This window comes from Microbacterium meiriae (assembly GCF_040686935.1).
Taxonomy (GTDB): Bacteria; Actinomycetota; Actinomycetes; order Actinomycetales; family Microbacteriaceae; genus Microbacterium; species Microbacterium meiriae.
The window spans coordinates 1,016,592-1,037,734 of record NZ_JBFBMF010000001.1 but is presented as its reverse complement, the minus strand read 5'-3'; the positions used below and the strand labels follow the sequence as shown (position 1 = coordinate 1,037,734).

The window sequence follows — 21,143 nt, the reverse complement described above, 5'->3', positions numbered from 1 at the left end:
GTCCCATTTCGGCCGGAAATACAGCCGATCGGGCGATTCGAAGCGGGTCAGGCCTTGAGCATCGACGCCCGGGAGATCACGCCGTCGACCACGTCGAAGGTCGCGATGGTCTCCGTGGCGACGCCGGCGTTGATGACCTGCTCCTGCGCGACGACCCAGCGCGAGCCGAACAGGACGCTCGTGTCGATCACGCAGGAGAGCTCCGGGTTCTGCAGCCGCGGCTCGTAGAAGGCACGGATCGCGGCCGAGCCGACGAGGGGTTCCGGCGCGACCCCGGTGACCACGGCATCGTCGGCATATGTCGCGACGAAGGCGTCGAGGTCGTGCGCGTTGAAGGCGTCCAGCTGCGCCTGCACGGTGTCGAGGGCGGAACGGTCGAGGGTGGTGCGGTCAGTCAATGCGAACTCCTCCGTTGACGTCGTAGGTGGCTCCGGTGATGAAGCGGGCACGCTCCGAGGCGAGCGAGGCGATGATCCAGGCGACGTCCTCCGGCTGACCGAAGGCGCCGAGGGGGATGCCCGACTCGAGCTTCGCGCGGCCTTCACCCTGGAGCTGATCCGTGATCGCGCTGGCGACCGGTCCGGGGGTGACGGCGTTGACGCGGATGCCCTCGGCGGCGAGGTGCCGGGCGAAGCTGCGGGTGATCGCGAGGATCGCCCCCTTGCTGGCCGCGTAGTGGATGCCCGTCTGCAGTGCGCCGACCTGGCCGGCGATCGAGGCGATGTTGATGACCGAGCGGTCGCCGTCGGCAGCCCGGAGCAGGGGGAGCGCCGCGCGGGTGAGCAGGAAGGTCCCGCGGGCGTTCGTCTCCAGGACGAAGTCCCACTCCTCGATGTCGATCTCGGGGTACGGGGTGTACGGGCACACGCCGCCGTTGTTGACGAGGACGTGCAGGTCGCCCCAGGCGTCCGTGATCTCGGCGATGAGCGCGGTGATGGAGTCCGGTTCGCGGAGGTCGAGGCGCGACACGTGGACGTCCGGGGAGCCCGCCGCGCGGCACTCCTCCGCCACGCGGACGGCTTCGGCCTCGCGTCCGGCGTAGGTGATCCAGAGGGCGACGCCCTCGCGGGCGAGTTCGAGGGCGGCGGCGGTTCCGATGCCGGAACTGGCGCCCGTGACGAGTGCGCGGCGAACAGTCATGCCTAAACGCTATAGCAAGAAGCGGTCTCGCGACAGCGGCTGTACGCAAGCTTGCTAGATGCTATAGCATCGCATCCATGACCGCGCCGCTCATCCTCGTCACCGACTGCGACCTCCCGGGAATCGTCATCGAAGACACCCTCCGCGCCGCCGGCCTCCGTGCCGAACGGGCCGCCTCCGGGAGCCCGGACGACATCGCCGCCGCCGGAGTCGACGCCGAGGCGCTGGTCGTGCAGTGGGCGCGCATCGACGGCCCCCTGATGGACCGCCTGCCGAACCTCCGTTTCATCAGCCGGGTCGGCATCGGCTACGACATGATCGACGTCGAGGCCGCCACGGCACGCGGCATCGCCGTCGCGAACACGCCGAGCTACTGCATCGAAGAGGTCGCCGCGCACACCGTCGCGATGATCATGACCCAGGCCCGCGGCCTCTCCGCCTACGACCGGGCCGTACGCGACGGCGTCTGGAAGGCCGTCGACGCTCGGCCACTCGCCGTGCGGCCGTCCTCCACCACTGTGTCCGTGCTCGGGTTCGGGCGCATCGGATCGATCGTCGCCCGCGGGTGCCGGGCGCTCGGCTTCCGCGTGCTCGTCGCCGACCCCTACGCTTCCGACGACGCCGTGCGCGACGCGGGCTGCGAGCCCGTCGACATCCCCTCGGCGATCGCCCGCGCCGACATCCTCACGCTGCACGTGCCGCTGACGGACGAGACCCGCCACCTCATCGACGCCGCGGCCCTGGCGACCATGAAGCGCGACGCCGTGATCGTGAACACCTGCCGCGGCCCGCTCATCGACGAGGACGCCCTGGCCGCGGCGCTCCGCGACGGGCGGCTCGCCGGTGCCGCCCTCGACGTCTTCGCGGAGGAGCCCCTCCCCGCGACCTCCCCGCTGCGGGCGCTCGACACCGTGCTCCTCACGCCGCACGCCGCCTGGTACTCCCCGGAGGCCCTGGCGGATCTTCCCGTGCACGCCGCCGAGAACGTGATCCGCTCGCTCGCTGGCGAGGCCGTACCCATCGTCAACCCGAGCTTCGCCGCCGCGCGCTGAGAGGACCCTCATGGAACTGCTGCGACTCGGCGAGATCGGCCACGAGCGCCCCTACGTCCGCGATGACGAGGGCGTGGTGCGCGATCTCGGATCCCTGACCCGCGACATCGACGGCGCCTTCCTCGCCGCGGACGGCATCGCCCGCGTGCGGGCGGCGCTCGCGGATGGCTCGCTGCCGCAAGCGGAGACGACGGGACTGCGCGTCGGCGCCCCTGTGGCGCGGCCGACCGCCGTGATCTGCATCGGACAGAACTACGCGGCGCACGCGGCGGAGTCCGGCGCCGAGCCGCCCGCGCACCCGGTGGTGTTCTTCAAGCACCCGAACACGGTCGTGGGCCCGGACGACGTCGTGCTCCTGCCGCCGGGCGCCGAGAAGGTCGACTGGGAGGTCGAGCTCGCGGTCGTCATCGGCCGCACGGCTCGGTATCTGCCCTCCGTCGAGGCCGCGCGCGACGTGATCGCCGGCTACACCATCTCGAACGACGTGTCCGAGCGGGCGTATCAGCTCGAGGTCTCCGGCGGACAGTGGTCGAAGGGGAAGTGCTCCGAGACGTTCAACCCCCTCGGCCCCGTGCTGGTGCCCGCGGACGAGGTCGACCCCCAGGCGCTGCGCCTGCGGTCCTTCGTGAACGGCGAGCCGCGGCAGGACTCCTCCACCGCCGACATGATCTTCCCCGTGCTGCAGCTGGTGCACGAGCTCAGCCACTACCTCGTGCTCGAACCCGGGGACGTCATCAACACCGGCACTCCGCAGGGCGTCGCGCTGTCCGGGCGCTTCCCCTATCTGCAGGACGGCGACGAGATGACCATCGAGATCGAGCGGCTCGGCCGTCAGCACCAGCGCACGGAGCGGGTCCGGCTCGGGTGAGGCCTGTGCCCGGGGCACGGTTCCTTTCGCTGAGTGCAACCGTGTCCCGGGTAGAGGCCTCTCCCGGATGCCCGCGCGGGCTCAGGCACCCGCGCGGGTTCAGGCCGGTGGAGGGGAAAGGTGCCTGCTTTCGCGCGACAGCCTGTTCCGCGAGCGCCCGGCGGCTCAGGCATCCACGTGTACTCAGGCATCCGCGCGGGCTCAGGCGGCTGGAGGCGAAAGGTGCCTGATGCCGCGCGAGCGCCTGACCCCGCGCGCGGGTCAGCCGGCGAAGGGAAGGACCGGGAGGCCGTGCACCCCGGGACGTACCGCGAACACCGACCCCGCGGCAGTGCCGTGATCGGACGGCAGGCCCTGCGCGGAGGTCGTGATGAAGAGCGTGCCGAGGTCGTCGCCGCCGAACGTGCACGCACTGACCTGGGGCACCGGCAGCACGATGTCCTCGCGCACGGCCCCGGACGGCTCGAACCCCCGCACGCGGCTCCCGCCCCACAGCGCGACCCAGACGCTGCCGTCCGCGGCGACCGTGAGGCCGTCGGGCACGCCGTCGTCCTCGGGGATGTGCGCGAACACCCGGCGCCCGCGGAGGTCGCCCTCGGTCACGTCGAACACGTCGATCCGGCCGGTGTCGGTGTCCACGTAGTAGACGCGGCGGCCGTCCGGGGAGTAGCTGACCCCGTTGGACGAGGTCACGCGGGGGAGCACCGTGGTCACGTCGAGCGCAGCGTCGATGCGCAGCACGGTCCCTGCACCTTCGGTGGAGTCCGTGGACATCGATCCGGCCAGGAGTCGCCCTCGCGGGTCGCAGCAGCCGTCGTTCATGCGCACCGCGCCGTCGTCGAGCAGGGTCGCGACGGGACGGGCCTCCGCGTCGGGGCCGTCGGCGAGGTACAGGGTACGCGCGCCCACCGCCACGAAGCCCCCGGACGTCCGCGGACGGAAGAACGCCAGGTACTCGTCGTCGACGTGCTGGCGGACGATGTCGTCGCCGCGGAGGGTGAGCAGGTCGCCCGCGTCTCCGTCGACCCAGCGCAGCCCGCCCCACCCGGGCCACCAGACCGGGGCTTCGGCGTGGACGGCGACCGGGCCGGTCACGTTCTCGGGAGTCATGCGCCCTCCGCCGTCCGCCGCGGGTCGGTCACGGGCAGCGGCTGCGGAACGGCATCCGCATGATCCGACGCTGTGGCACGGGCGGACGGAAGCTCCTTCGCGACCTGCTTCTCGAGCACGGTCACGGCCTCGTCGGAGAGCAGGATGAGGCCGTCGAGCTCCTCGCGCACCCGCTTGTACGCGATGTTCCGCTCGGACTGCGTCGCCGACTCGTCCACGGCGACCTTGAGGAGCTGCTGCGCACGGTCGAGGCGCTTGCGCTCGGCCTCGGTGAACGTCGAGTCGCGCAGCCGACGGGCGTCCTTCTCCGCGATCTCGAACGCGACGGCGTAGTCGCCGACGGCCTGCAGGTACTCCGCGATCTGCTGCTCCGAGAGCGTCGCGTCGGCGGAGGCCGGACGCAGCGCGTCCGCGGTCTTCTTCGCGCGGAGGAAGGCGGCCGTCAGCGGCTGGCGGCCGTCGCTCATCGCGGGGAAGGCGATCAGCTTGGCGACGTCGAGCTCGTAGTCGAGCCAGCGCGCGGTGATCTCGTCATGCTCGGCGAAGAGGCGGGCGAGCAGGTCGTCGGGCGCCACCGACGCGGTCGTGTCGACCACGGTAGGACCCTGGCGCTTCGCCTGCCATCCGGCCGCGCGCGCCTCGATCTCGGCCGTCTTCAGCTGCGCCTTCATGCGCAGGGCCTCCAGCCGGCGCTCGTGCCGACGTTTGGAGCCGCGCTCCCAGGCCTTGGCGACCCCGCCGGCCATGCCCATGATCGGGAAGACGAGCCACCAGTAGTCACCCGCGAAGTTCCAGAAGCCCCGGATGAACTCGTCCATGATGGGTTCAGCCTACTGCGCGACGGCGGGTCGCCGGGGGCCCGCACGAGAGGGAGGGCGGCCGCATGAAGAGCGTCGGCATCGTCGGGATCGAGAACAGCCACGCCACGGAGATCGTCCGCTTCCTCAACGTCGAGGCCCCGGACGTGCCCGTGCGGATCACGGCCCTCGTGGCAGGGGAGCCGGAGCGCACGCGGGAACTGGCCGCGCTCGGGGGCATCGAACGCGTCGTCGACGAGGCGGGCGCGCTCCTCGGCACGGTGGACGCGCTCATCGTGACCGCCCGCGACGGTGCCGATCATCGCGCCCTCGCCGTCCCCTTCCTGGAAGCCGGGGTGCCGGTCTGGGTCGACAAGCCGCTCGCAGCAGCGGTCGCCGATGCCGACGCGATCCTGGCCGCCGCGCAGGGTGGGCGGGCGCCCGTCACCTCGTCGTCCACGCTCCGCTGGCTCGCCGACACCGCGGAGCTCGTGGCGGAGGCGGGTCGCATCGGGGAGGTCCAGGCGGTCACCGTCACGGGGCCTGCCGATCCGGACAGCCCGTACAGCGGCATCTTCTTCTACGGCATCCACATCGCCGATCTCGCCCAGGTTCTGCGGCACGGCATCGCGGAGGACGTCGAGGTGCGGTTCCTGCCCGCGGGTGTCGTCGCCCGCTACCGGGTCGGCGGGGTGCCCGTCACGCTGGAGTTCGTGCGGCCGGACGGCGATCGCCAGGTGCCGTTCCGGGCGACCGTCGTCGGCCGACGGGGCATCGCCAGCCGGGAGATCCCGATCGGCCCCGGGTATGTGCAGCCCGGCGTCCGTGCCTTCGCCCGGATGCTCGAGACCGGTGAGCCGCCGGTCCCCGCGTCCGAGATGCGCGCCCCGATCGCCGTGCTCGACCAGATCGCCGAGGCCCTCGCCTCCCGCTGATCCGGGCACAGCTTCGGAGATCGCACCCGGCGCGCCGTAAACAGGTCCCGTGCGGCGGCGTGTCGCCTGCGGTCTCCGAAGCCGTGCCCGGGGTCGGGCTCAGGCCTTCGTGAGGTCTTGCGCGAGCATGAGGATGATCCCGCTGGGGCCGCGGAGGTAGGTGAGCCGGTAGATGTCCCGGTAGTTCGCGACGCCCCGCAGGGGATGGAATCCGTGCCGGGCGGCGATGGCGAGGGAGGCGTCGATGTCGTCGACGGAGAAGGCGATCCGGTGCATGCCGATCTCGTTCGGCTTCGTCGGCTCCGTCTCGATCGCCTCGGGGTGGATGTACTCGAACAGCTCGATCTGCCCGTGCCCGTCCGGGGTCTGCAGCACGGCGATCCGCGCGTGGTTCCCGTCGAGCCCGACCGCGGTGGACGCCCACTCGCCGCTGACCTCGTCCCGTCCGACCACGGACAGACCCAGATCGGTGAAGAAGGCGATGGTGGCGTCGAGGTCGCGCACGGCGATCCCGATGTTCTCGAAGGCGATGGCCATGACCGCGATGCTACTCCGCCGTCAGCGACCGAGCTTCTCGGCGCAGGCGACGCAGTACTCCGCGAACGGGCGCACCTCCAGGCGCTCCTGCGGGATGGGCCGCCCGCAGTGCGCGCAGATGCCGTAGGTTCCGGCGTCCATCCGCATCAGCGCCTCGTCCACCTGGCGGAGCTCCGCCTGCGCCGCCTCGGCCAGCCCCGACAGTCGGGACCACTCCGACGAGAGCGTCACCCCCTCCGGGTCGTGCTCGTCATCGTCGTTCGAGCCCTCGCGATCGTGCATGAGCTCGGCGAGGGTGGCCGCCGTCGCCGTGACGCGAGCCGCGGCCTCGGCGCGACGCTCTTCCAACAGCGCACGCAGATCCATGCGCCCCACTCTAGGCCTGCCGACACTCACGTCGTCGCGGGCCCAGGCGTCCGCGCGGATTCAGGCGACACCGGCAGCAAGTGCCTGAACTCCCGCGCCTGCCTGTCCTCTCCCGAACGCCTGCACCCGCGAACGCTCGCGCAGGACCAGGCGCCCGCGCGGCATCAGGCGACCCTGGTGACAGGTGCCTGAACCCGCGCGTACGCCTGAACCCGCGCGCGACCGCGATTCAGCCGCGGGTGCGCGGAGCCTCCACGGTGGGCACGGAGTCGGTGTGCACGCTGGGGTGATCCCGCTCCAGCGCCGCGCCCTCCATGTCGACGTTCGGGATGATGCGGTCGAGCCACTTCGGCAGCCACCAGGCCGAGCGTCCGAGCAGGTGCATGAGCGCGGGCATCAGCAGCATCCGCACGACAAACGCGTCGAGCAGCACGCCGAACGCGAGGCCGAACCCGATGGACCGGATGATGGTCGACTCCGAGAACACGAACCCGCCGAACACCGACACCATGATGAGCGCGGCCGCGATGACCACCGAGCGCCCGGCCCGGAACCCCTGCGCCACGGCATCGCGCGCGGAGGCACCGTGCACATAGGCCTCGCGCATCCCCGACGCGAGGAAGAGCTGGTAGTCCATCGCCAACCCGAACAGGATGCCGACGAGGATCACCGGCAGGAAGCTCAGGATCGGACCGGTGCTGTGCAACCCGATGAGGTCGGCGCCCCATCCCCACTGGAACACCGCGACGATGAGCCCGTACGTCGCGAACAGCGACAGCACGAACCCTCCCGTGGCGATGAGCGGCACGAGCAGCGAGCGGAACACGACGATCATGATGAGCAGCGACAGGCCCACGACGACCACGAGGTACAGCGGGAGCACGTTCGCCAGGGCCTCGGAGATGTCGATGTTCGTGGCAGCCTGCCCGGCGACGCCGAGGGTGATGCCGCCGTCGATCTCGGGGAGACCTCGCAGATCCTGCACCAGTTTCTCGGTGGAGGCGCTGTTCGGGCCCTCGGCAGGAAGCACCTGGAAGGCGAGGAGCGTGTTGTCGTCCGACGTCGCGATGGGAGCGACCGCGACCACGTCGTCCTGCTCCGCGATCTTCTCGGCCACGGTCACCTGGGTGGCCAGCAGGTCGTCGTCGCTCACGGCGTCGTCGAGGGTCGCGGTCACCAGGAGCGGCCCGTTCGCGCCCTCGCCGAACTGCTCGTCGACGGTCTGGAACGCGCGGTAGCTGGTGGAGTCGGCGGGCTCGCTCGACCCGTCCGGGAGGCCGAGGCGCATCGACGTCGCGGGGATCGCGATCACGAGCAGCGCGACGACGCTGACGAGGGCGGTGACGACCGCGCGCAGCGTCGACATCCGGCGCACGGGCTTCCCGGCCGCGTGCGCCTGGCCGATGGTCGCCCGCGCTTTGCGACCGAGCAGGCGGGTGCCGACGAGACCGAGGATCGCCGGGGCGAGGGTCACGGCCACGAGCACGGCGACGGCGACGCAGACCGCGCCCACCGTGCCCATGAGGCCGAGGAACGGCACGCCCGTCACGTTGAGGGCGAGCAGCGCGACGATGACCGTGGTCCCCGCGAACACCACCGCGGTCCCGGAGGTGCCGGTGGCCAGACCGATGGACTCGCGCACGGGCGATCCGGCCAGCAGCTGCTTGCGGTGCCGGTTCACGATGAAGAGGGAGTAGTCGATGCCGACCGCGAGCCCCAGCATCACGCCGAGGACGGGAGTGACCGAGGCCATGTCGACGACGCCGGAGAACGCGAGGGAGGCCGTGACGCCCACGCCGACGCCGACCACAGCCGTGACGATCGGAAGGGCCGCACCGATCAGCGAACCGAGCATGACGATGAGCACGACCGCGGCGAACGCGAGACCGATGGCTTCGCCGACGCCGAAGATCTCCGGCACGCCCTGGGCGATGTCGGTGCCGAAGTCGACCGTGACGCCGTCGATCTCCTCGTCCTGGAAGTGGGCGATGGTGCTCTGCTTGGTCTCTTCGGCGAGCTCCAGGCGCGGGTCGACGAAGGAGACGTTGACGATCGCCGTGGAGCCGTCCTCCGAGACGACGCCGATGCCGTCCGAGAGGTCGAGGAGGGTCGTTCCGAGCTCCAGCTGCTCCGCACTGTCGGCGAGCTCGTCGCGGTTCGCGTCGATGGTGGCCTGCTGGGCCTCGAGCTGCGCGAGCTGGGCGTTCAGCTCCGCGAGCTGCGCGTCGAGCGCGGCGGTCTGCTCGGGCGGTGCACCGGCGGCGTTGGCCTGAGCCCGCGCTCCTTCGAGCTGGGTGATCCCGGTCTCGAGCTGGGCGCGGCCGTCGTCGAGCTGGGCCTGGCCGGCGTCGAGCTGGGCGCGGCCGTCGTCGAGCTGGGCCTGTCCGTCTGTCAGCTCCTTCGCCTGCTCATCCTGCTGCTGCTGGGCGTCGAACGGGTCGACGACGGAGGCGACGCCGTCGAGGTCCTCCGCGCTCGCGGCGAGGTCGGAGATCGCCTGCTTCTGCTCGTCGGTGAACGGCTCGCCGTCGTCCGTCCGGTAGACGACCGTCCCGGTGCCGCCGGCGGTGTCCGGCAGCTTGTCGGCGAGCTGATCGGTGACCTCGCCGGAGGCGGTGCCGGGGATGTCGAAGCTGTTGCTCAGCGTGCCGCCGAAAGTGAGGAAGGCGCCGACGCCGAGCCCGAGGATGAGCACCCAGGAGACGATCACCGTCCATGCTTTGCGCGCAGCGAAAGAACCCAGACGGAACAGCAGTGAAGCCACGTGATCTCCTTCAGACGAAAAGAGCATACGGCACGTCTCGTCTAGGGATCTGTGGCTATCCTGAACGCATGGTGAACGAGCATCGCAGCGGCCCCGTGCGCAGCACCGCGGCCCGCGAGGCGATCCTCGACGCGACGGCCCGGCTCTTCCACAATCAGGGGTACGACCGCCTCACGATCGAGGGCATCGCCAAGGAGGCCAAGGTCGGCAAGCAGACCATCTACCGCTGGTGGCCGTCGCGGGGCGCGCTCATCGGGGAGTGCCTGGCCGAGGGGCGACTCATCCCCGTGGACTTCGTCGTTCCCGACACCGGAGACCTCTCCGCCGACGTGGAGACCTGGCTGCGGAGCGTACTCTCCATCCTCGAGAAGCCCCAGGGCGGGGTGCTGCTGCGGTCGCTCGTGGCCGCGGCGACCGAGGACGCCTCGGTCGGCGCGCACCTCGGGGAGAGCCTCGGGGTGGAGAAGTACCTGTCGGAGCGCCTCCGCGGGGGCATCCGCGACGGTCAGCTGCCGGAGGACGCCCCGGTCGAGCAGCTCGGTCGCGCCATCCTCGGGGCTATCATCGTGGAGTCCCTCGGCCGCGAGGCCCACGATCCGGGTTCCGTCGTCGCCCTGGCCCGCTACCTCTTCGCCCGCTGAGGTCGCGGATCCGCACGAGGTCGCATGGGTTCCTGGAATCCCTGCGAACCGGGTGCGAATCTGCGACGTAAGGCCAGGTCAGCCGAGGAGGATGGTGAGCACGGTCGCGCCGCCGCCACCGAGGATCAGCGCCACGATGACGGTCCACGCGATGATGCGGATGCGCCGGTTGCGCTTCTCGCCGAGGTCGCCGTAGTCCTCGCTGAGGCCGTCGCCGCTCATCAGGCCACCGGCTCCGTGACGGTCGGACCGAAGTACGACGGCAGCGTGGCCTGCGAGCGCTCGCGGAGCTCGGCGGCCGAGACGGTGAAGACGTCCTGCACCTCGAGCTGCGGCTCGCTGTCCGTGACGCCGATGCGGGCGACCGGGTAGCCGCGGCCCTCGCAGAGCCCGCGGAACTTCACGTCGTCCTCGCGGGGAACGGTCACGATCACGCGGCCGGTCGACTCGGAGAACAGGGCGGTCGCGGCGTCCACGCCATCGCGCTCGATGATCTCGTTGAGCCAGACCCGGGCGCCGACGCCGAAGCGCATGACGCCCTCGGCCAGGGCCTGCGCGAGACCGCCTTCGGAAAGGTCGTGCGCCGAGGAGATGAGCCACTCGTCACGGGCCGCGGCGAGCAGTCCGGCGAGGCGCTTCTCGCCCGCGAGGTCGACCTTCGGCGGGCGGCCGCCGAGGTGCTGGTGCACGACCTCGGCCCATGCGGAGCCGGAGAGCTCGGTCGACGTGGTGCCGAGCAGGTAGATGTTCTGCCCCTCGTCCTGCCAGCCGGACGGGATGCGGCGGGAGACGTCGTCGATGATGCCCAGCACGCCGACGAGCGGGGTCGGGTGGATCGGCACGTCGCCGGTCTGGTTGTAGAACGAGACGTTGCCGCCGGTGACGGGGGTGCCCAGCTCGTAGCAGCCGTCTGCGAGGCCGTCGACGGTCTGCCCGAACTGCCACATGACCTCGGGGTTCTCGGGAGAGCCGAAGTTGAGGCAGTCGGTGATGGCCGTCGGCACGGCACCGGTCACGGCGACGTTGCGGTAGGCCTCGGCGAGCGCGAGCTGCGCGCCCGCGTACGGGTCGAGCTGGCAGTAGCGGCCGTTGGCGTCGGTCGCGACGGAGAAGCCCAGGCCGGACTCCTCGTCCACGCGGATCATGCCGGCGTCGTCGGGGAAGCTCAGGGCCGTGTTGCCGAGCACGTAGTAGTCGTACTGGTTCGTGATCCAGCTCGTGTCGGCGAGGTTCGGGGAGGCGACGAGGGCGAGGAACTGCTCGCGCAGCGTCTCCGCGTCGTTCGTACGCGGCAGGCTCTCGGCGGCGTCGGCCTGCAGTGCATCGATCCACGTCGGGTAGGCGACCGGGCGGTCGTAGACGGGGCCGTCGACCGCGACGGTCGAGGGGTCGACGTCGACGATGCGCTCGCCCTGCCAGTCGATGATGAGGCGTCCGTCGCCGGTGACCTCGCCGAGCACGGAGGTCTCGACCTCCCACTTGTTCACGACGGCCAGGAAGGCGTCGAGCTTCTCGGGGGCGACGATGGCCATCATGCGCTCCTGCGACTCCGACATGAGGATCTCCTCGGCCGTGAGCGTGGGGTCGCGCAGCAGCACGTTGTCGAGCGAGACGTGCATGCCGCTGTTGCCGTTGGCCGCGAGCTCGCTGGTCGCGCAGGAGATGCCGGCGGCGCCGAGATCCTGGATCGCCTCGACGAGCTCGCCGCGGTACAGCTCGAGGCAGCACTCGATGAGCACCTTCTCGGCGAACGGGTCGCCCACCTGCACCGCGGGGCGCTTGGTCGGGCCGCCGTCGGCGAACGTGTCGGAGGCCAGGATGCTCGCACCGCCGATGCCGTCGCCACCCGTGCGGGCGCCGAACAGGACGACCTTGTTGCCGACGCCGGTGGCGTTCGCGAGCTTGAGGTCTTCGTGCCGCAGCACGCCCACCGCGAGGGCGTTCACGAGCGGGTTCGCCTGGTAGACGGAATCGAAGACCGTTTCGCCGCCGATGTTCGGAAGACCGAGGCAGTTGCCGTAGAAGCTGATGCCGCTGGTCACGCCGTGCACGACGCGGGCGGTGTCCGGGTGGTCGATCGCGCCGAAGCGCAGGGCGTCCATGACGGCGACGGGGCGGGCCCCCATCGAGATGATGTCGCGGACGATGCCGCCGACGCCGGTGGCCGCACCCTGGAACGGCTCGATGAACGACGGGTGGTTGTGCGACTCGGCCTTGAAGGTGACGGCCCAGCCCTCGCCGACGTCGACGACGCCCGCGTTCTGGCCCATGCCGACCATCAGGCGTTCCTTCATCTCGTCGGAGACCTTCTGGCCGAAGCGGCGCAGGTAGTTCTTGCTCGACTTGTAGGAGCAGTGCTCCGACCACATCACCGAGTACATCGCCAGCTCGCCCGAGGTGGGGCGGCGGCCGAGGATCTCCTTGATGCGCGCGTACTCGTCGTCCTTGAGCCCGAGGGCGCCGTACGGCTGCTCCTTCTCGGGCGTCGCGATCGCGTTCTCGACGGAGTCGGGGACGTGCTGGGGGGAAGGTGCAGGGGCGGTGGTCACGCGCACTCCAAAGGAAGGGGCCGGCGGGGCGTCTTCAGTCTACCGGCGCGGTCGGGGCCGTTCTCTCGTGCGTGCTGTCGCACGGCGTCGGGGTGGGAAGGCGGCGGCGTCATGGCAGCTCGGCGAGGCTCAGGCCCTGTGCGCGTGCGGCGGCCGCCAGCTCACGGTCGAAGGTGAGGAGCGCAGTGACCACGTCGCCGAGTTCGAGCGCGGCGGCGAGGTGGAGAGCATCCAGAGTGCGGAGCCCTGAGCCTGCCCGGATGGCCGCAGTCAGCGTCTCGTCGTCGAGGGAGACGAGCGCGACGCGGTCGAGGAGGTCGACGACGGCTGCGCGGTCGAGGGAACGGCGGTCGGCGATCGCGTGCAGCTCCACGGCGAGGAGGCGCGAGGAGACGAACTCGCTGCCGTCCGCGAAGGCGCGGACGACCGCTTCCGACCCCTCTTCCTCGATGAGTGCCTTCGTGGCTGCTGAGGTGTCGAGGTAGATCACGACCGGTCGGCCCGAAGCTCGCCGAGGATCTCCGTCACGGACAGCGAGTCCGGCACGGGGGCGCGGCGGAGCGGACCGCTCGCGCGGGGCAGCGTCACCCGCCCGTTGGCGATCATGCGCGTCCAGGCCGTCTCGGCGGGCGGCGACAGCTCGGCGATCGGGCGCCCGCGGTCTGTCACGGTCAGGTGTTCGCCGGCGGTGACGCGCGCCAGCACCCGCGCGGTCTGCTGATTCAGTTCGGTCTTCGACACGGTGCCCATCTCCTCAGGGTAGATCCAAAGTAGTAGAACTACTAGTTCTCGGATTCGTGGGTCCAGTGAACCATCGCTCGGCGACATTGCCAGGCCGCACGGACGGATCTCCCCGAAGGCTCTGGATAACTCCCCTGCAGGGCAGCGTCAGGAGGAGGAGTGCGCTGCTGCGAACCGCTGCGCCAGCACCCCCGCCGCCTCGCGCAGCGCCTCGGGCCCGACCACCGTGAACGGCGCGTCGAACCGGGCCACCGCGGCGAGCACACCCGTCCACGACCAGGAGCCGACCGTGACTCGGCACGAGTCGTCTGACAGCGGCACCACGGCGCCGTCTCCGACCCACGGCGCCACATCCCGCGCCGGCAGGGCGATATCCACCACGCCCGTGCACGGCCAGCGGTCCTCGGCCGTCGAGCCCTTGGCACGGGCGGCGAGGAAGGTCTAGGCGTCCGCGGCGGGCAGGGGTCGCGGCGTGAAGGTGGGTCCGGTCGGCGTCCGGGGCCGCAGTCGATCGAGGCGATACGTGCGCCAATCGGCTGCGTCCAGGTCCCAGGCCAGCAGGTACCAGTGGCCCTCGCGCGCCACGACGGCATGAGGCTCGGTGCGCCGTGGCGGGCGGTCCCGCGCGGAGCCGTAGTCGAATCGGAGCACCTGTCGGTCGCGCACGGCCGCGCTCGCCGCCTCCAGCACGGCCGGGTCCACGCGGACCTCGGCGGGCGCTCCGGTGAAGCGGATGCCGTCGATCCGGTGTCGCAGGCGTGAGGGCATCACCTGGCGCACGGTCGCGAGTGCACGCTGTGCGGCCTCGGTGACGTCGACCCCGGTCGCGCTCGCACTCTGCAGGGCCACGGCGATCGCCACGGCCTGATCGTCGTCGAACAGCAGCGGCGGCATATCAGATCCCGCTTCGAGGCGGTAGCCGCCGTAGGGGCCCTTGCTCGAGCCGATGCGGTAGCCGAGGGCGCGGAGCCGATCGACGTCGCGGCGCACCGTCCTGGGTGTGACACCGAGGCGGTCGGCGAGTTCTCCGCCCGGCCAGTCCCGCGTCGCCTGCAGCAGAGACAGCAGCGTGAGCATGCGCGAGGAGCTTGCGGTCATGGCTCCATTCTGTGCGAGGAAGCGGACAGAAACAGACCTCTACTGCTGTGAGGGTGGGGTTACACGGCCCGATCGGCGGGCCGGGACACGGAGGACATCGTGACTCTCACGACCACCACCCACGTCAACTTCCGCGGCACGGCTCGGGAGGCGCTCGACTTCTACGGGTCGGTCTTCGGCGGCGAGGTGACCGCGGCGACCTACGGGCAGTTCGGGATGCCGGAGGGGGTTCCCGGGTTCGACAAGGTCGTGTTCGGGCAGCTCGACGGACCCGTGCGGCTGATGGCGTACGACATCCCGGGTGCGGACGACACCTCTGCGCCCTCGGGAGCCACCCGCCGCGAGAACGGGATGACGATCACTGACCGCTCCTTCTTCCAGTCGCTGCGGGCGGAGTCCGTCGCGGAGCTTCAGCCCGTGTGGGAAGCCCTCGCCGACGGCGCGACGGTGATCGAGCCCCTCGCCGCTTCCGCGTGGTCGGCCGGCTTCGGCATGCTCACCGACCGCTTCGGCGTGACCTGGGTCCTCGACGTCGCCTGATCGCCGACCCACCCCCTTGCGCTCGACTCGGCCCCTTGCGGTCGTCCGCAAGGGGCCGGAACGCACCGAACGGGGTGGGTCAACGAGCGTGGTCGATCCGGCCTCTTGCGGTCGACCCGGCCCCTTGCGACCGTCCGCAGGGGGCCGGGATGCGCGGAGGGGGGTGGGTCGGCGCGGGCGCGCGACACGACATGTCAAGGGCCTCTTCGCTGTCGGTCGCCTCACGTAGAAAGGAGGGAGACGAAAGGCAGGGCATGGCCGCAGGAGACATCGAGACGTTCTCGCGCAACGGCATCTGGTTCAACCGGATCCAGGGCGAGTCGCACACGCTGGGCAGCAGCTTCGAGTCGATGGAGGAGGCGGTGAAGGTCGGCCGCGGGGCGGCGACCGCGCGCCAGGTGCAGCACTTCGTCCGCACGGAGGAGGGGCCGTCGGAGGACGTGGCCCCGAACGAAGCGCACCCGCGCGACCTCATGTGGTGAGGCGCGGATGATCCTGCAGGCCTGTGTGAACGGCGCCAGAGACGTCGCGGAGCACCCGTGGCTGAGCGCCGACGAGACGGTGGCCGCTCAAGACGCCGCGGCGGCCGTCGATGCCGGGGCTGCGGAGATCCACGTGCACCCGAAGGACGCCGCCGGCCGCGACTCCCTCGCGCCCGAGGATGTGCAGCGGTGGCTCGGGGCCGTCCGCGCCGCGGCGCCGGGAGTGCCCGTGGGCGTGACGACCGGGGCCTGGGCCGAGCCCGACGTGTCGCGAAGGCTCGAGGCCATCGGAGGCTGGACGGAGCTCCCCGACTACGCTTCCGTGAACTGGCACGAAGACGGGGCCGACGAAGTGGCCGTGGCGCTGGGTCGACGGGGCATCGGCGTGGAGGCGGGTATCTGGGACGCGGCGGGACTCGAGGCGTGGCGGGTCTCCCCGGTCCGCGGCGACTGCCTGCGCGTGCTCGTGGAGCTTCCGGCGGAGGCGGCCGACGTCGTCCGTTCGCACGCTGAAGGGCTGATCGCGCACGTGGCTCGCGAGGAGCCCGACCTGCCGATCCTGCTGCACGGGGAGGAGCTGTCGACCTGGCCCGCCCTCGACCTCGCCGCGGAGCTCGGCCTCGACACGCGGATCGGCCTGGAGGACACACTCCTCCTCCCGGACGGCTCCGAGGCTCCGAGCAATGCCGCCCTCGTCCGCGCCGCCCGCGCCCGCCTCCCGCGCCCCTAGCCCCTCGCCCACGCCGCGTCCCTCCTTTCGCGTGAGAGCGCAGAAACGTCCCTTGGGCCACCGGATCCGGGGCGTTCTTGCACTTCTGACCGCAACGAGGTGGCGATCCTCTCTACCTACCGTCGCTGGAGCACGACCGCCCCTACGCTGGAGCGATGTTCGCCGGTACCTCCGTCCTCTTCCTCCTCGTCTACCTGGTCGTCCCGCTTCTCGCGCTGCTGCTCCTGTGGCTGATCATCTACTCGGCGGTCCGGGCGGCGCTGACCGCGCATCGCCGCGCGCTTGCCGCCGAGCGCACCACCGCGCCGGATACTCTCTGACCCTTCGCCTCCAGCGACTTCGACGGCCTCATGCGTCGTCGCTGAAGTCCCGGTGCAGGCGCAGAACCGTTCCTCCCGTCGCCGGCTCGGGCACGTTTCTGCCCTTCTCTGCACGGGTTCCCGTCCGGGACCCCGGTGCGAGCGCAGGGTGCATCCCATTCAGTGCCGATACGGAATCAGAAACGGCCCCGACACCGCCCGCCCCGGAACGTCTTCGCACTCTGCACCCGCGGGAGACCGCACGAACGGGCGTCACGAACACCCCGGACTCACGCGGCATTCCACCCACGCCAGTCGGGACGGTCGACGATGCAGAAGCGGTTCCCCTCGGGGTCTTCCATGATGATGTAGTCCGCGTCGTCGGGGCGGCCGTCCCAGTGCACCTCCCGTGCTCCGAGCCCGGCGAGGCGCTCCACCTCTGCGGACTGGTCCTCGGCGTAGATGTCGAGGTGGATGCGCGGCGGCAGCACACGCTCCGAGTGGTGCGCGTCGAGCGCGATGCACGGTGCGTCGGCGTCGCGGGGTCTGAGCACGACCCAGTCGTCCTCCGCGGGGTCTCGTTCGACGTAGTCGAGGGTGGCCGTCCAGAACGCGGTCTGGGCCGGGAGGTCGTCCACGCGGATCACGATCGACACGATCTTCAACATGCGGCGAGGGTACGGCGAGGGAAGGCGTCCGCGGAGGGGCTTGCGCCGCCGCGTGCGATCAGCTTCCGGATCGGCCGAAGTCGCTCGTGAGCCACTCCTCGACCGATGCGAACGGGAACTCCCGGGGCGCGAACACCCCCGGCAGCGCCCGCACCTCCCGCATCCGGTCGAGCCGGAACAGCCGCCAGTCGTCGCGGTCGATGTCGAAGCCGACCACGTACCACCGCCCTTTGCGGAGGACATGGCGATGCGGCGCGATCACCCGCTCCGACGCGCGATGGTGCTGGTCGGTATAGGTGAAGGCGACGCGAGCATCCTGAGCGACCGCGTCGGCCAGCGTCCCGACCGCACCCCACTCTGCGGGCACTGGCTCCGCGCGCAGGATCTGCGTGGACAGCGCCGACGCCGCGGCCCGTCGCCGGAGGCCAGGCGGGAGGACCTGTTCGATCTTCCCGCGGGCGACGGCGGCGGCCGGGTCCTCCGGGCTCCACGCTTCGAGGACGAGCAACCCGGTGATGATCGTGGTGACGTCGTCGGCGTCCAGGAGTAGCGGCGGAATGCGCGCCCCCGGTCGCAGGCGGTAGGCCGCGCCGGGACCGGGGCGGGAGCGCACGTCGTAGCCGAGGTCGCGCAGGCGCTGCACATCGCGGCGGACCGTCCGCGGACTCACCGCGAGGCGGGCGGCGAGGTCGGGCACGCTCCACTCGCCTCCGGTCTGCAGCAGAGACAGCAGATGGAGGGTGCGGTGCGAGGGGGCGTCCACGGCTCCATCATCGCGCGAGATGCGGCCGGAATCAGGCCGTATCCGCCCGTAGCGTGGAGCGACACCGACCGAGAGGACCCTCATGCGCATCGCTGTCACCACCCCCAACGGCCACGTCGGGCACCGCCTCACCTGGATGCTGATCCGCGCCGGTGTCCGCCCCCTACTGCTCACCAGGGACCCCCATCGCATCGCTGCCGACCTGCGCCCGTACGTCGACATCGCCCGGGCCGACTCGCAGGATCCCGAGGAGGTCGTCGCCGCGACACGAGACGTCGATGCCCTGTACTGGGTGGATCCGTCGGCGTTCTCCGACGAGCCGCTCGCCGACTACGCGCGTGCGACCGAGGCCCTGGTGCAGGCCGTCCGGGCGAATCGCGTCCGGCGGGTGGTGTTCCAGAGCAGCGTCGGGGCGGAGAAGCGGCACGGCGTCGGCGAGATCGACGGCCTGGCCGCCACGGAGGTCGCGCTCGACGCCCTCGACATCGACGTGACGCATCTGCGCTGCGGCTACTTCTTCACCAACCTGTTGCTCGATGTCGAGTCACTGCGGGCAGGGACGCTCGCCACGGTGCTGCCGCTGGACTTCCGGATGCCGTGGGTGGCGCCGCGCGACATCGCGGAGGTCGCCGCCCTCACGCTGCTGAACGGGGAGTGGAGGGGGCGGCGGGTGCAGGCCGTGCACGGACCCGCGGATCTGAGCTGGACCGAGGTCGCCGCGATCCTGACGCGAGAACTCGGGCGAGAGGTGACCGTGCAGCGCATCGACGACGAGGAGATGCGTCAGGGGCTCCGCGCTGCGGGGATGCCGGAGGCGATGGCCGAGGCCGTGCTTGGGATGTCGACCGGACTCCGCGACGGCTTCGTGGCGGAGCAGCCGCGGTCCGTCCTCTCGACGACGCCGACGACTCTCGAAGCGTGGGCGCGCGAGGAGCTCGTCGGAGTGGTGTGACCGGCATCCTGCCGGAGCCGGTCCCGTCCGATATGGTGCGGCCATGGAGACCACATCCGAGGTGACGCACGAGACCGATGACGACGCGCGGTCGGGGACCGCGCCCGAGACCGATGAGGTCGACCTCGCGGAGCGGCGACGGCTGGCCGTGAACAGCTTCGGATGGATCGCCGCGTGGGGTGTGTCGGTCGTGGCCCTGATCGTCGGCATCAGTCTCACGGGAGTCGGGACGGTCGAGCACATCGTCGAGTACGACGACAGCTACGACGTCTTCACGCGAGAGGTCTGGCCCGCGGGTCTCGTGCTCCTCGGCGTGGGCGCGCTCGGCATCATCGCCACCGCCCTCGCCACCACGGTCCTCACGCAGAGGCGCTGACCCCGGACGGAGAACGCCCCCGCCGTTCGGGTCGGCGGGGGCGTCGGTTCCATGGAGTCGCGTTACTGCACGGACCAGCCTCCGTCGGAGGCGAGGATGGCGCCGTTGATGTTGACGGCGTCATCCGAGAGCAGGAAGGTGATCGACGCGGCCAGGTGCTCGGCGGTCGCGACGGTCGGGATGGCCTGCTGGAACGGGGCGAGGCGGCCGGAGCCGTACTCGGACATGTTCGGCGGCATCGGGATGCCGGTGGCGACGCCGCCGGGGGCGACGGAGTTCACGCGGATACCCTTCGGCCCGTACATGAAAGCGGCGGACTTGGTGACCCCGATGATGCCGTGCTTGCTGGCCGTGTAGGCGTTGCCCGAGGCGTTGCCGCGCAGACCCGCCTCGCTCGACACGTTGAGGATCGCGCCGCGACCGGCCTTCTCCATGACGGGGATGACCGCGCGCATGAGCTTGAACGGCGCGGTGAGGTTGATCGCGATGACGCGGTCCCACACGGCATCCGGGGTCTCGCCCGCAGGGGAGAAGTCGTCGTTGATACCGGCGACGTTCGCGAGCCCGTCGATGCGGTCGCCCGCGGCGGCGAGCACGGCGTCGATCGCGTCCTGCTTCGTGAGGTCGCCCGCGACCGTGACGATGTCGGCATCCGAGAGCTCGGCCTTGAGAGCGTCGAGCTTCTCTGCGGCGATGTCGCTGGCGATCACGCGTCCGCCTTCGCGGGCGATGCGCGAGGCGGTGGCCTTGCCGATGCCGGAGGCTGCCCCGGTGACGATCACGGTCTTGCCGGCGAAGCGGCCGGCCGTGACCTTCTCGGTCCAGCCCTCGGAGGCATCGTCTTCGGGGATCTCGCCGTTGTTCGCGGCACGGACGAGGTCGTCAACGACCGACTGCGGGAGCTGGCCCTGGCTCATGGCGACGAGCTGCTGCAGGGGGAGTCCGAGCACGGGGGTGAGGAGTTCGGGGTCGGCGCCCGTCTGCTCGAAGAGGCCCCGGATGAGCGGGCCGCCGGTGGGGTCGTTCATCCAGTCGCCGATGGTGGAGTGTGCGGTGAGGGCCATGCTCTTTCTCCTTGCTCGGGTTTCGCAACGGTGCGTCTACTTATGTTCCAGTGTACGCCTCTGTACGCTCGAAAGGTGCCCCGTCCTCGCAGTGAAAAGGCCCGCCAGTCCGTGCTGGAGGCGATGCGTCGTGCGCTCGCCGCAGACGGGTACGAGGCCGTGACGATCGAGGGTCTCGCGGCTGAGGCGGAGGTGTCGAAGCAGACCATCTACCGGTGGTGGCCGTCGAAGGCGGCGATCCTCGGGGAGGCGCTGCTCGAGGGGACGATCCCTGGTTCAGATGTCGTCGTGCCGATGACGGACGACCTCGGCGCGGACCTGCGTGCATGGTTCAGAGCGGTGTCCGCGGGGCTCGCCCGGCCTGAGGGTGTGTCGCTGGCGCGGGCGCTCATCGAGGTGACGGCGGCTGATCCCGAGCTGGGGCTGGTGTTGAACGAGCGGCTGGCGGCGCCGATCCGGGAGTGGGTCGCGGAGCGGGTGTCACGCGGACGCGCGGACGGAGACGTGCGGGCGGACGTGGATGCCGCCGCGGTCGCCGACGAGTTCATCGCGATCGCCTCGTACTCCGCCCTGATCGGGCAGCCGTTGAGCGCGGAACGGGTGGAGGAGACGGTGGTGCGGTTGCTGCGGGGGATCGCGAGGTAGGTCGACGATCGGCGACATTCCGCCGC

The 21,143-nt window shown here is 71.0% G+C and carries 25 protein-coding genes and 1 pseudogene; 11 read left to right on the top strand and 15 right to left on the bottom strand.

The features are described from left to right. Positions 1 to 47 precede the first annotated feature (47 nt). On the bottom strand, positions 48 to 398 hold the full coding sequence (locus AB0P08_RS04980) for a nuclear transport factor 2 family protein (protein WP_187662946.1): 351 nt from the start codon (positions 396 to 398) through the stop codon (positions 48 to 50). After that, positions 391 to 1,140 carry an SDR family NAD(P)-dependent oxidoreductase gene (locus AB0P08_RS04975; protein ID WP_363588484.1) on the bottom strand — a complete coding sequence of 250 codons (750 nt, stop codon included), beginning with the start codon at positions 1,138 to 1,140 and terminating at the stop codon, positions 391 to 393. Before AB0P08_RS04975 ends, AB0P08_RS04980 begins: the two co-directional genes overlap by 8 nt. Positions 1,141 to 1,217: 77 nt before the next feature. Here AB0P08_RS04975 and AB0P08_RS04970 point away from each other — a divergent pair, with 77 nt between their 5' ends. Together AB0P08_RS04970 and AB0P08_RS04965 are read left to right on the top strand one after the other, a co-directional pair. Next, a complete protein-coding gene (locus tag AB0P08_RS04970) occupies positions 1,218 to 2,192 on the top strand; it encodes a C-terminal binding protein (protein WP_363588482.1) in 975 nt (324 codons plus the stop codon). 10 nt (positions 2,193 to 2,202) lie between these two features. Then, positions 2,203 to 3,060, top strand: a complete 858-nt coding sequence (locus AB0P08_RS04965; RefSeq protein ID WP_292795993.1) for a fumarylacetoacetate hydrolase family protein — start codon at positions 2,203 to 2,205, stop codon at positions 3,058 to 3,060. Positions 3,061 to 3,321: 261 nt separating this feature from the next. Here AB0P08_RS04965 and AB0P08_RS04960 read toward each other — a convergent pair whose 3' ends face one another. Then, positions 3,322 to 4,170, bottom strand: coding sequence for an SMP-30/gluconolactonase/LRE family protein (locus AB0P08_RS04960; RefSeq protein WP_363588480.1), 849 nt, complete (start codon positions 4,168 to 4,170; stop codon positions 3,322 to 3,324). Continuing rightward, a complete protein-coding gene (locus tag AB0P08_RS04955; RefSeq protein WP_363588478.1) occupies positions 4,167 to 4,988 on the bottom strand; it encodes a hypothetical protein in 822 nt (273 codons plus the stop codon). The genes AB0P08_RS04960 and AB0P08_RS04955 overlap by 4 nt, the downstream gene beginning before the upstream one ends. Positions 4,989 to 5,053: 65 nt before the next feature. Here AB0P08_RS04955 and AB0P08_RS04950 point away from each other — a divergent pair, with 65 nt between their 5' ends. Continuing rightward, positions 5,054 to 5,902: a Gfo/Idh/MocA family oxidoreductase gene (locus AB0P08_RS04950; RefSeq protein ID WP_363588476.1), complete on the top strand. Its 849-nt coding sequence runs from the start codon at positions 5,054 to 5,056 to the stop codon at positions 5,900 to 5,902. A 99-nt stretch (positions 5,903 to 6,001) separates the two neighbouring features. On the opposite strand, the gene AB0P08_RS04945 is transcribed toward AB0P08_RS04950, so the two are convergent. The 3 genes from AB0P08_RS04945 to AB0P08_RS04935 form a co-directional block, all read right to left on the bottom strand. Next, positions 6,002 to 6,439: a VOC family protein gene (locus AB0P08_RS04945; protein ID WP_363588474.1), complete on the bottom strand. Its 438-nt coding sequence runs from the start codon at positions 6,437 to 6,439 to the stop codon at positions 6,002 to 6,004. A gap of 21 nt (positions 6,440 to 6,460) precedes the next feature. Beyond that, complete coding sequence (locus AB0P08_RS04940) at positions 6,461 to 6,805, bottom strand: TraR/DksA family transcriptional regulator (protein ID WP_363588472.1); 345 nt, start codon at positions 6,803 to 6,805, stop codon at positions 6,461 to 6,463. A 229-nt stretch (positions 6,806 to 7,034) separates the two neighbouring features. Next, positions 7,035 to 9,569 (bottom strand): MMPL family transporter, encoded by a 2,535-nt coding sequence (locus AB0P08_RS04935; protein ID WP_363588470.1) that lies wholly within the window; start codon positions 9,567 to 9,569, stop codon positions 7,035 to 7,037. 68 nt (positions 9,570 to 9,637) lie between these two features. Here AB0P08_RS04935 and AB0P08_RS04930 point away from each other — a divergent pair, with 68 nt between their 5' ends. Beyond that, on the top strand, positions 9,638 to 10,210 hold the full coding sequence (locus AB0P08_RS04930) for a TetR/AcrR family transcriptional regulator (protein ID WP_363588468.1): 573 nt from the start codon (positions 9,638 to 9,640) through the stop codon (positions 10,208 to 10,210). A 78-nt stretch (positions 10,211 to 10,288) separates the two neighbouring features. Here the strand turns inward: AB0P08_RS04930 and AB0P08_RS04925 are convergent, their stop codons facing one another. The 5 genes and pseudogenes from AB0P08_RS04925 to AB0P08_RS04905 form a co-directional block, all read right to left on the bottom strand. Then, positions 10,289 to 10,432 carry a hypothetical protein gene (locus tag AB0P08_RS04925; protein ID WP_187662960.1) on the bottom strand — a complete coding sequence of 48 codons (144 nt, stop codon included), beginning with the start codon at positions 10,430 to 10,432 and terminating at the stop codon, positions 10,289 to 10,291. Continuing rightward, positions 10,432 to 12,759 (bottom strand): phosphoribosylformylglycinamidine synthase subunit PurL, encoded by a 2,328-nt coding sequence (gene purL, locus AB0P08_RS04920; RefSeq protein ID WP_363588466.1) that lies wholly within the window; start codon positions 12,757 to 12,759, stop codon positions 10,432 to 10,434. Before purL ends, AB0P08_RS04925 begins: the two co-directional genes overlap by 1 nt. Positions 12,760 to 12,868: 109 nt before the next feature. Further along, a complete protein-coding gene (locus tag AB0P08_RS04915) occupies positions 12,869 to 13,249 on the bottom strand; it encodes a PIN domain-containing protein (protein WP_363588464.1) in 381 nt (126 codons plus the stop codon). Then, positions 13,246 to 13,509 carry a type II toxin-antitoxin system Phd/YefM family antitoxin gene (locus tag AB0P08_RS04910; protein WP_025104103.1) on the bottom strand — a complete coding sequence of 88 codons (264 nt, stop codon included), beginning with the start codon at positions 13,507 to 13,509 and terminating at the stop codon, positions 13,246 to 13,248. The genes AB0P08_RS04915 and AB0P08_RS04910 overlap by 4 nt, the downstream gene beginning before the upstream one ends. 138 nt (positions 13,510 to 13,647) lie before the next feature. After that, positions 13,648 to 14,598 (bottom strand): annotated as a pseudogene (locus AB0P08_RS04905) (helix-turn-helix transcriptional regulator). Positions 14,599 to 14,697: 99 nt separating this feature from the next. Here AB0P08_RS04905 and AB0P08_RS04900 point away from each other — a divergent pair. The 4 genes from AB0P08_RS04900 to AB0P08_RS04885 all read left to right on the top strand — a co-directional run bounded on the left by AB0P08_RS04900 (position 14,698) and on the right by AB0P08_RS04885 (position 16,670). Further along, positions 14,698 to 15,138, top strand: coding sequence for a VOC family protein (locus AB0P08_RS04900; RefSeq protein WP_363588461.1), 441 nt, complete (start codon positions 14,698 to 14,700; stop codon positions 15,136 to 15,138). A 254-nt stretch (positions 15,139 to 15,392) separates the two neighbouring features. Next, positions 15,393 to 15,620, top strand: coding sequence for a hypothetical protein (locus AB0P08_RS04895; RefSeq protein ID WP_187662965.1), 228 nt, complete (start codon positions 15,393 to 15,395; stop codon positions 15,618 to 15,620). A 7-nt stretch (positions 15,621 to 15,627) separates the two neighbouring features. Then, on the top strand, positions 15,628 to 16,350 hold the full coding sequence (locus AB0P08_RS04890) for a 3-keto-5-aminohexanoate cleavage protein (RefSeq protein WP_363588459.1): 723 nt from the start codon (positions 15,628 to 15,630) through the stop codon (positions 16,348 to 16,350). A gap of 155 nt (positions 16,351 to 16,505) precedes the next feature. Continuing rightward, entirely contained in the window at positions 16,506 to 16,670 is a 165-nt protein-coding gene (locus tag AB0P08_RS04885) for a hypothetical protein (RefSeq protein WP_187662967.1), read from the top strand. A 269-nt stretch (positions 16,671 to 16,939) separates the two neighbouring features. On the opposite strand, the gene AB0P08_RS04880 is transcribed toward AB0P08_RS04885, so the two are convergent. Together AB0P08_RS04880 and AB0P08_RS04875 are read right to left on the bottom strand one after the other, a co-directional pair. Further along, positions 16,940 to 17,317: a VOC family protein gene (locus tag AB0P08_RS04880; protein ID WP_363588457.1), complete on the bottom strand. Its 378-nt coding sequence runs from the start codon at positions 17,315 to 17,317 to the stop codon at positions 16,940 to 16,942. Positions 17,318 to 17,375: 58 nt separating this feature from the next. Further along, a complete protein-coding gene (locus AB0P08_RS04875) occupies positions 17,376 to 18,080 on the bottom strand; it encodes a helix-turn-helix transcriptional regulator (RefSeq protein WP_363588455.1) in 705 nt (234 codons plus the stop codon). 82 nt (positions 18,081 to 18,162) lie between these two features. Here AB0P08_RS04875 and AB0P08_RS04870 point away from each other — a divergent pair, with 82 nt between their 5' ends. Together AB0P08_RS04870 and AB0P08_RS04865 are read left to right on the top strand one after the other, a co-directional pair. Next, positions 18,163 to 19,032 carry an NmrA family NAD(P)-binding protein gene (locus AB0P08_RS04870; RefSeq protein ID WP_363588453.1) on the top strand — a complete coding sequence of 290 codons (870 nt, stop codon included), beginning with the start codon at positions 18,163 to 18,165 and terminating at the stop codon, positions 19,030 to 19,032. A gap of 43 nt (positions 19,033 to 19,075) precedes the next feature. Continuing rightward, positions 19,076 to 19,408 (top strand): hypothetical protein, encoded by a 333-nt coding sequence (locus AB0P08_RS04865; protein ID WP_259951800.1) that lies wholly within the window; start codon positions 19,076 to 19,078, stop codon positions 19,406 to 19,408. Between the two features lie 62 nt (positions 19,409 to 19,470). On the opposite strand, the gene AB0P08_RS04860 is transcribed toward AB0P08_RS04865, so the two are convergent. After that, positions 19,471 to 20,472 (bottom strand): SDR family NAD(P)-dependent oxidoreductase, encoded by a 1,002-nt coding sequence (locus AB0P08_RS04860; protein WP_363588451.1) that lies wholly within the window; start codon positions 20,470 to 20,472, stop codon positions 19,471 to 19,473. A 75-nt stretch (positions 20,473 to 20,547) separates the two neighbouring features. Between AB0P08_RS04860 and AB0P08_RS04855 the strand changes: the two genes are divergently transcribed. Continuing rightward, positions 20,548 to 21,117: a TetR/AcrR family transcriptional regulator gene (locus tag AB0P08_RS04855; RefSeq protein WP_363588449.1), complete on the top strand. Its 570-nt coding sequence runs from the start codon at positions 20,548 to 20,550 to the stop codon at positions 21,115 to 21,117. Positions 21,118 to 21,143: the final 26 nt, after the last annotated feature.

Bases quoted from the DNA above. Each gene is read 5' to 3' on its own strand.
- AB0P08_RS04860 (WP_363588451.1), bottom strand. From the start codon at position 20,472: ATGGCCCTCACCGCACACTCCACCATCGGCGACTGGATGAACGACCCC.
- AB0P08_RS04965 (WP_292795993.1), top strand. From the start codon at position 2,203: ATGGAACTGCTGCGACTCGGCGAGATCGGCCACGAGCGCCCCTACGTC.
- AB0P08_RS04950 (WP_363588476.1), top strand. From the start codon at position 5,054: ATGAAGAGCGTCGGCATCGTCGGGATCGAGAACAGCCACGCCACGGAG.
- AB0P08_RS04880 (WP_363588457.1), bottom strand. From the start codon at position 17,317: ATGTTGAAGATCGTGTCGATCGTGATCCGCGTGGACGACCTCCCGGCC.
- AB0P08_RS04865 (WP_259951800.1), top strand. From the start codon at position 19,076: ATGGAGACCACATCCGAGGTGACGCACGAGACCGATGACGACGCGCGG.
- AB0P08_RS04895 (WP_187662965.1), top strand. From the start codon at position 15,393: ATGGCCGCAGGAGACATCGAGACGTTCTCGCGCAACGGCATCTGGTTC.
- AB0P08_RS04970 (WP_363588482.1), top strand. From the start codon at position 1,218: ATGACCGCGCCGCTCATCCTCGTCACCGACTGCGACCTCCCGGGAATC.
- AB0P08_RS04930 (WP_363588468.1), top strand. From the start codon at position 9,638: ATGGTGAACGAGCATCGCAGCGGCCCCGTGCGCAGCACCGCGGCCCGC.
- AB0P08_RS04955 (WP_363588478.1), bottom strand. From the start codon at position 4,988: ATGGACGAGTTCATCCGGGGCTTCTGGAACTTCGCGGGTGACTACTGG.
- AB0P08_RS04910 (WP_025104103.1), bottom strand. From the start codon at position 13,509: ATGGGCACCGTGTCGAAGACCGAACTGAATCAGCAGACCGCGCGGGTG.
- AB0P08_RS04945 (WP_363588474.1), bottom strand. From the start codon at position 6,439: ATGGCCATCGCCTTCGAGAACATCGGGATCGCCGTGCGCGACCTCGAC.
- AB0P08_RS04890 (WP_363588459.1), top strand. From the start codon at position 15,628: ATGATCCTGCAGGCCTGTGTGAACGGCGCCAGAGACGTCGCGGAGCAC.
- AB0P08_RS04975 (WP_363588484.1), bottom strand. From the start codon at position 1,140: ATGACTGTTCGCCGCGCACTCGTCACGGGCGCCAGTTCCGGCATCGGA.
- AB0P08_RS04885 (WP_187662967.1), top strand. From the start codon at position 16,506: ATGTTCGCCGGTACCTCCGTCCTCTTCCTCCTCGTCTACCTGGTCGTC.
- AB0P08_RS04925 (WP_187662960.1), bottom strand. From the start codon at position 10,432: ATGAGCGGCGACGGCCTCAGCGAGGACTACGGCGACCTCGGCGAGAAG.
- AB0P08_RS04960 (WP_363588480.1), bottom strand. From the start codon at position 4,170: ATGACTCCCGAGAACGTGACCGGCCCGGTCGCCGTCCACGCCGAAGCC.
- AB0P08_RS04870 (WP_363588453.1), top strand. From the start codon at position 18,163: ATGCGCATCGCTGTCACCACCCCCAACGGCCACGTCGGGCACCGCCTC.
- AB0P08_RS04940 (WP_363588472.1), bottom strand. From the start codon at position 6,805: ATGGATCTGCGTGCGCTGTTGGAAGAGCGTCGCGCCGAGGCCGCGGCT.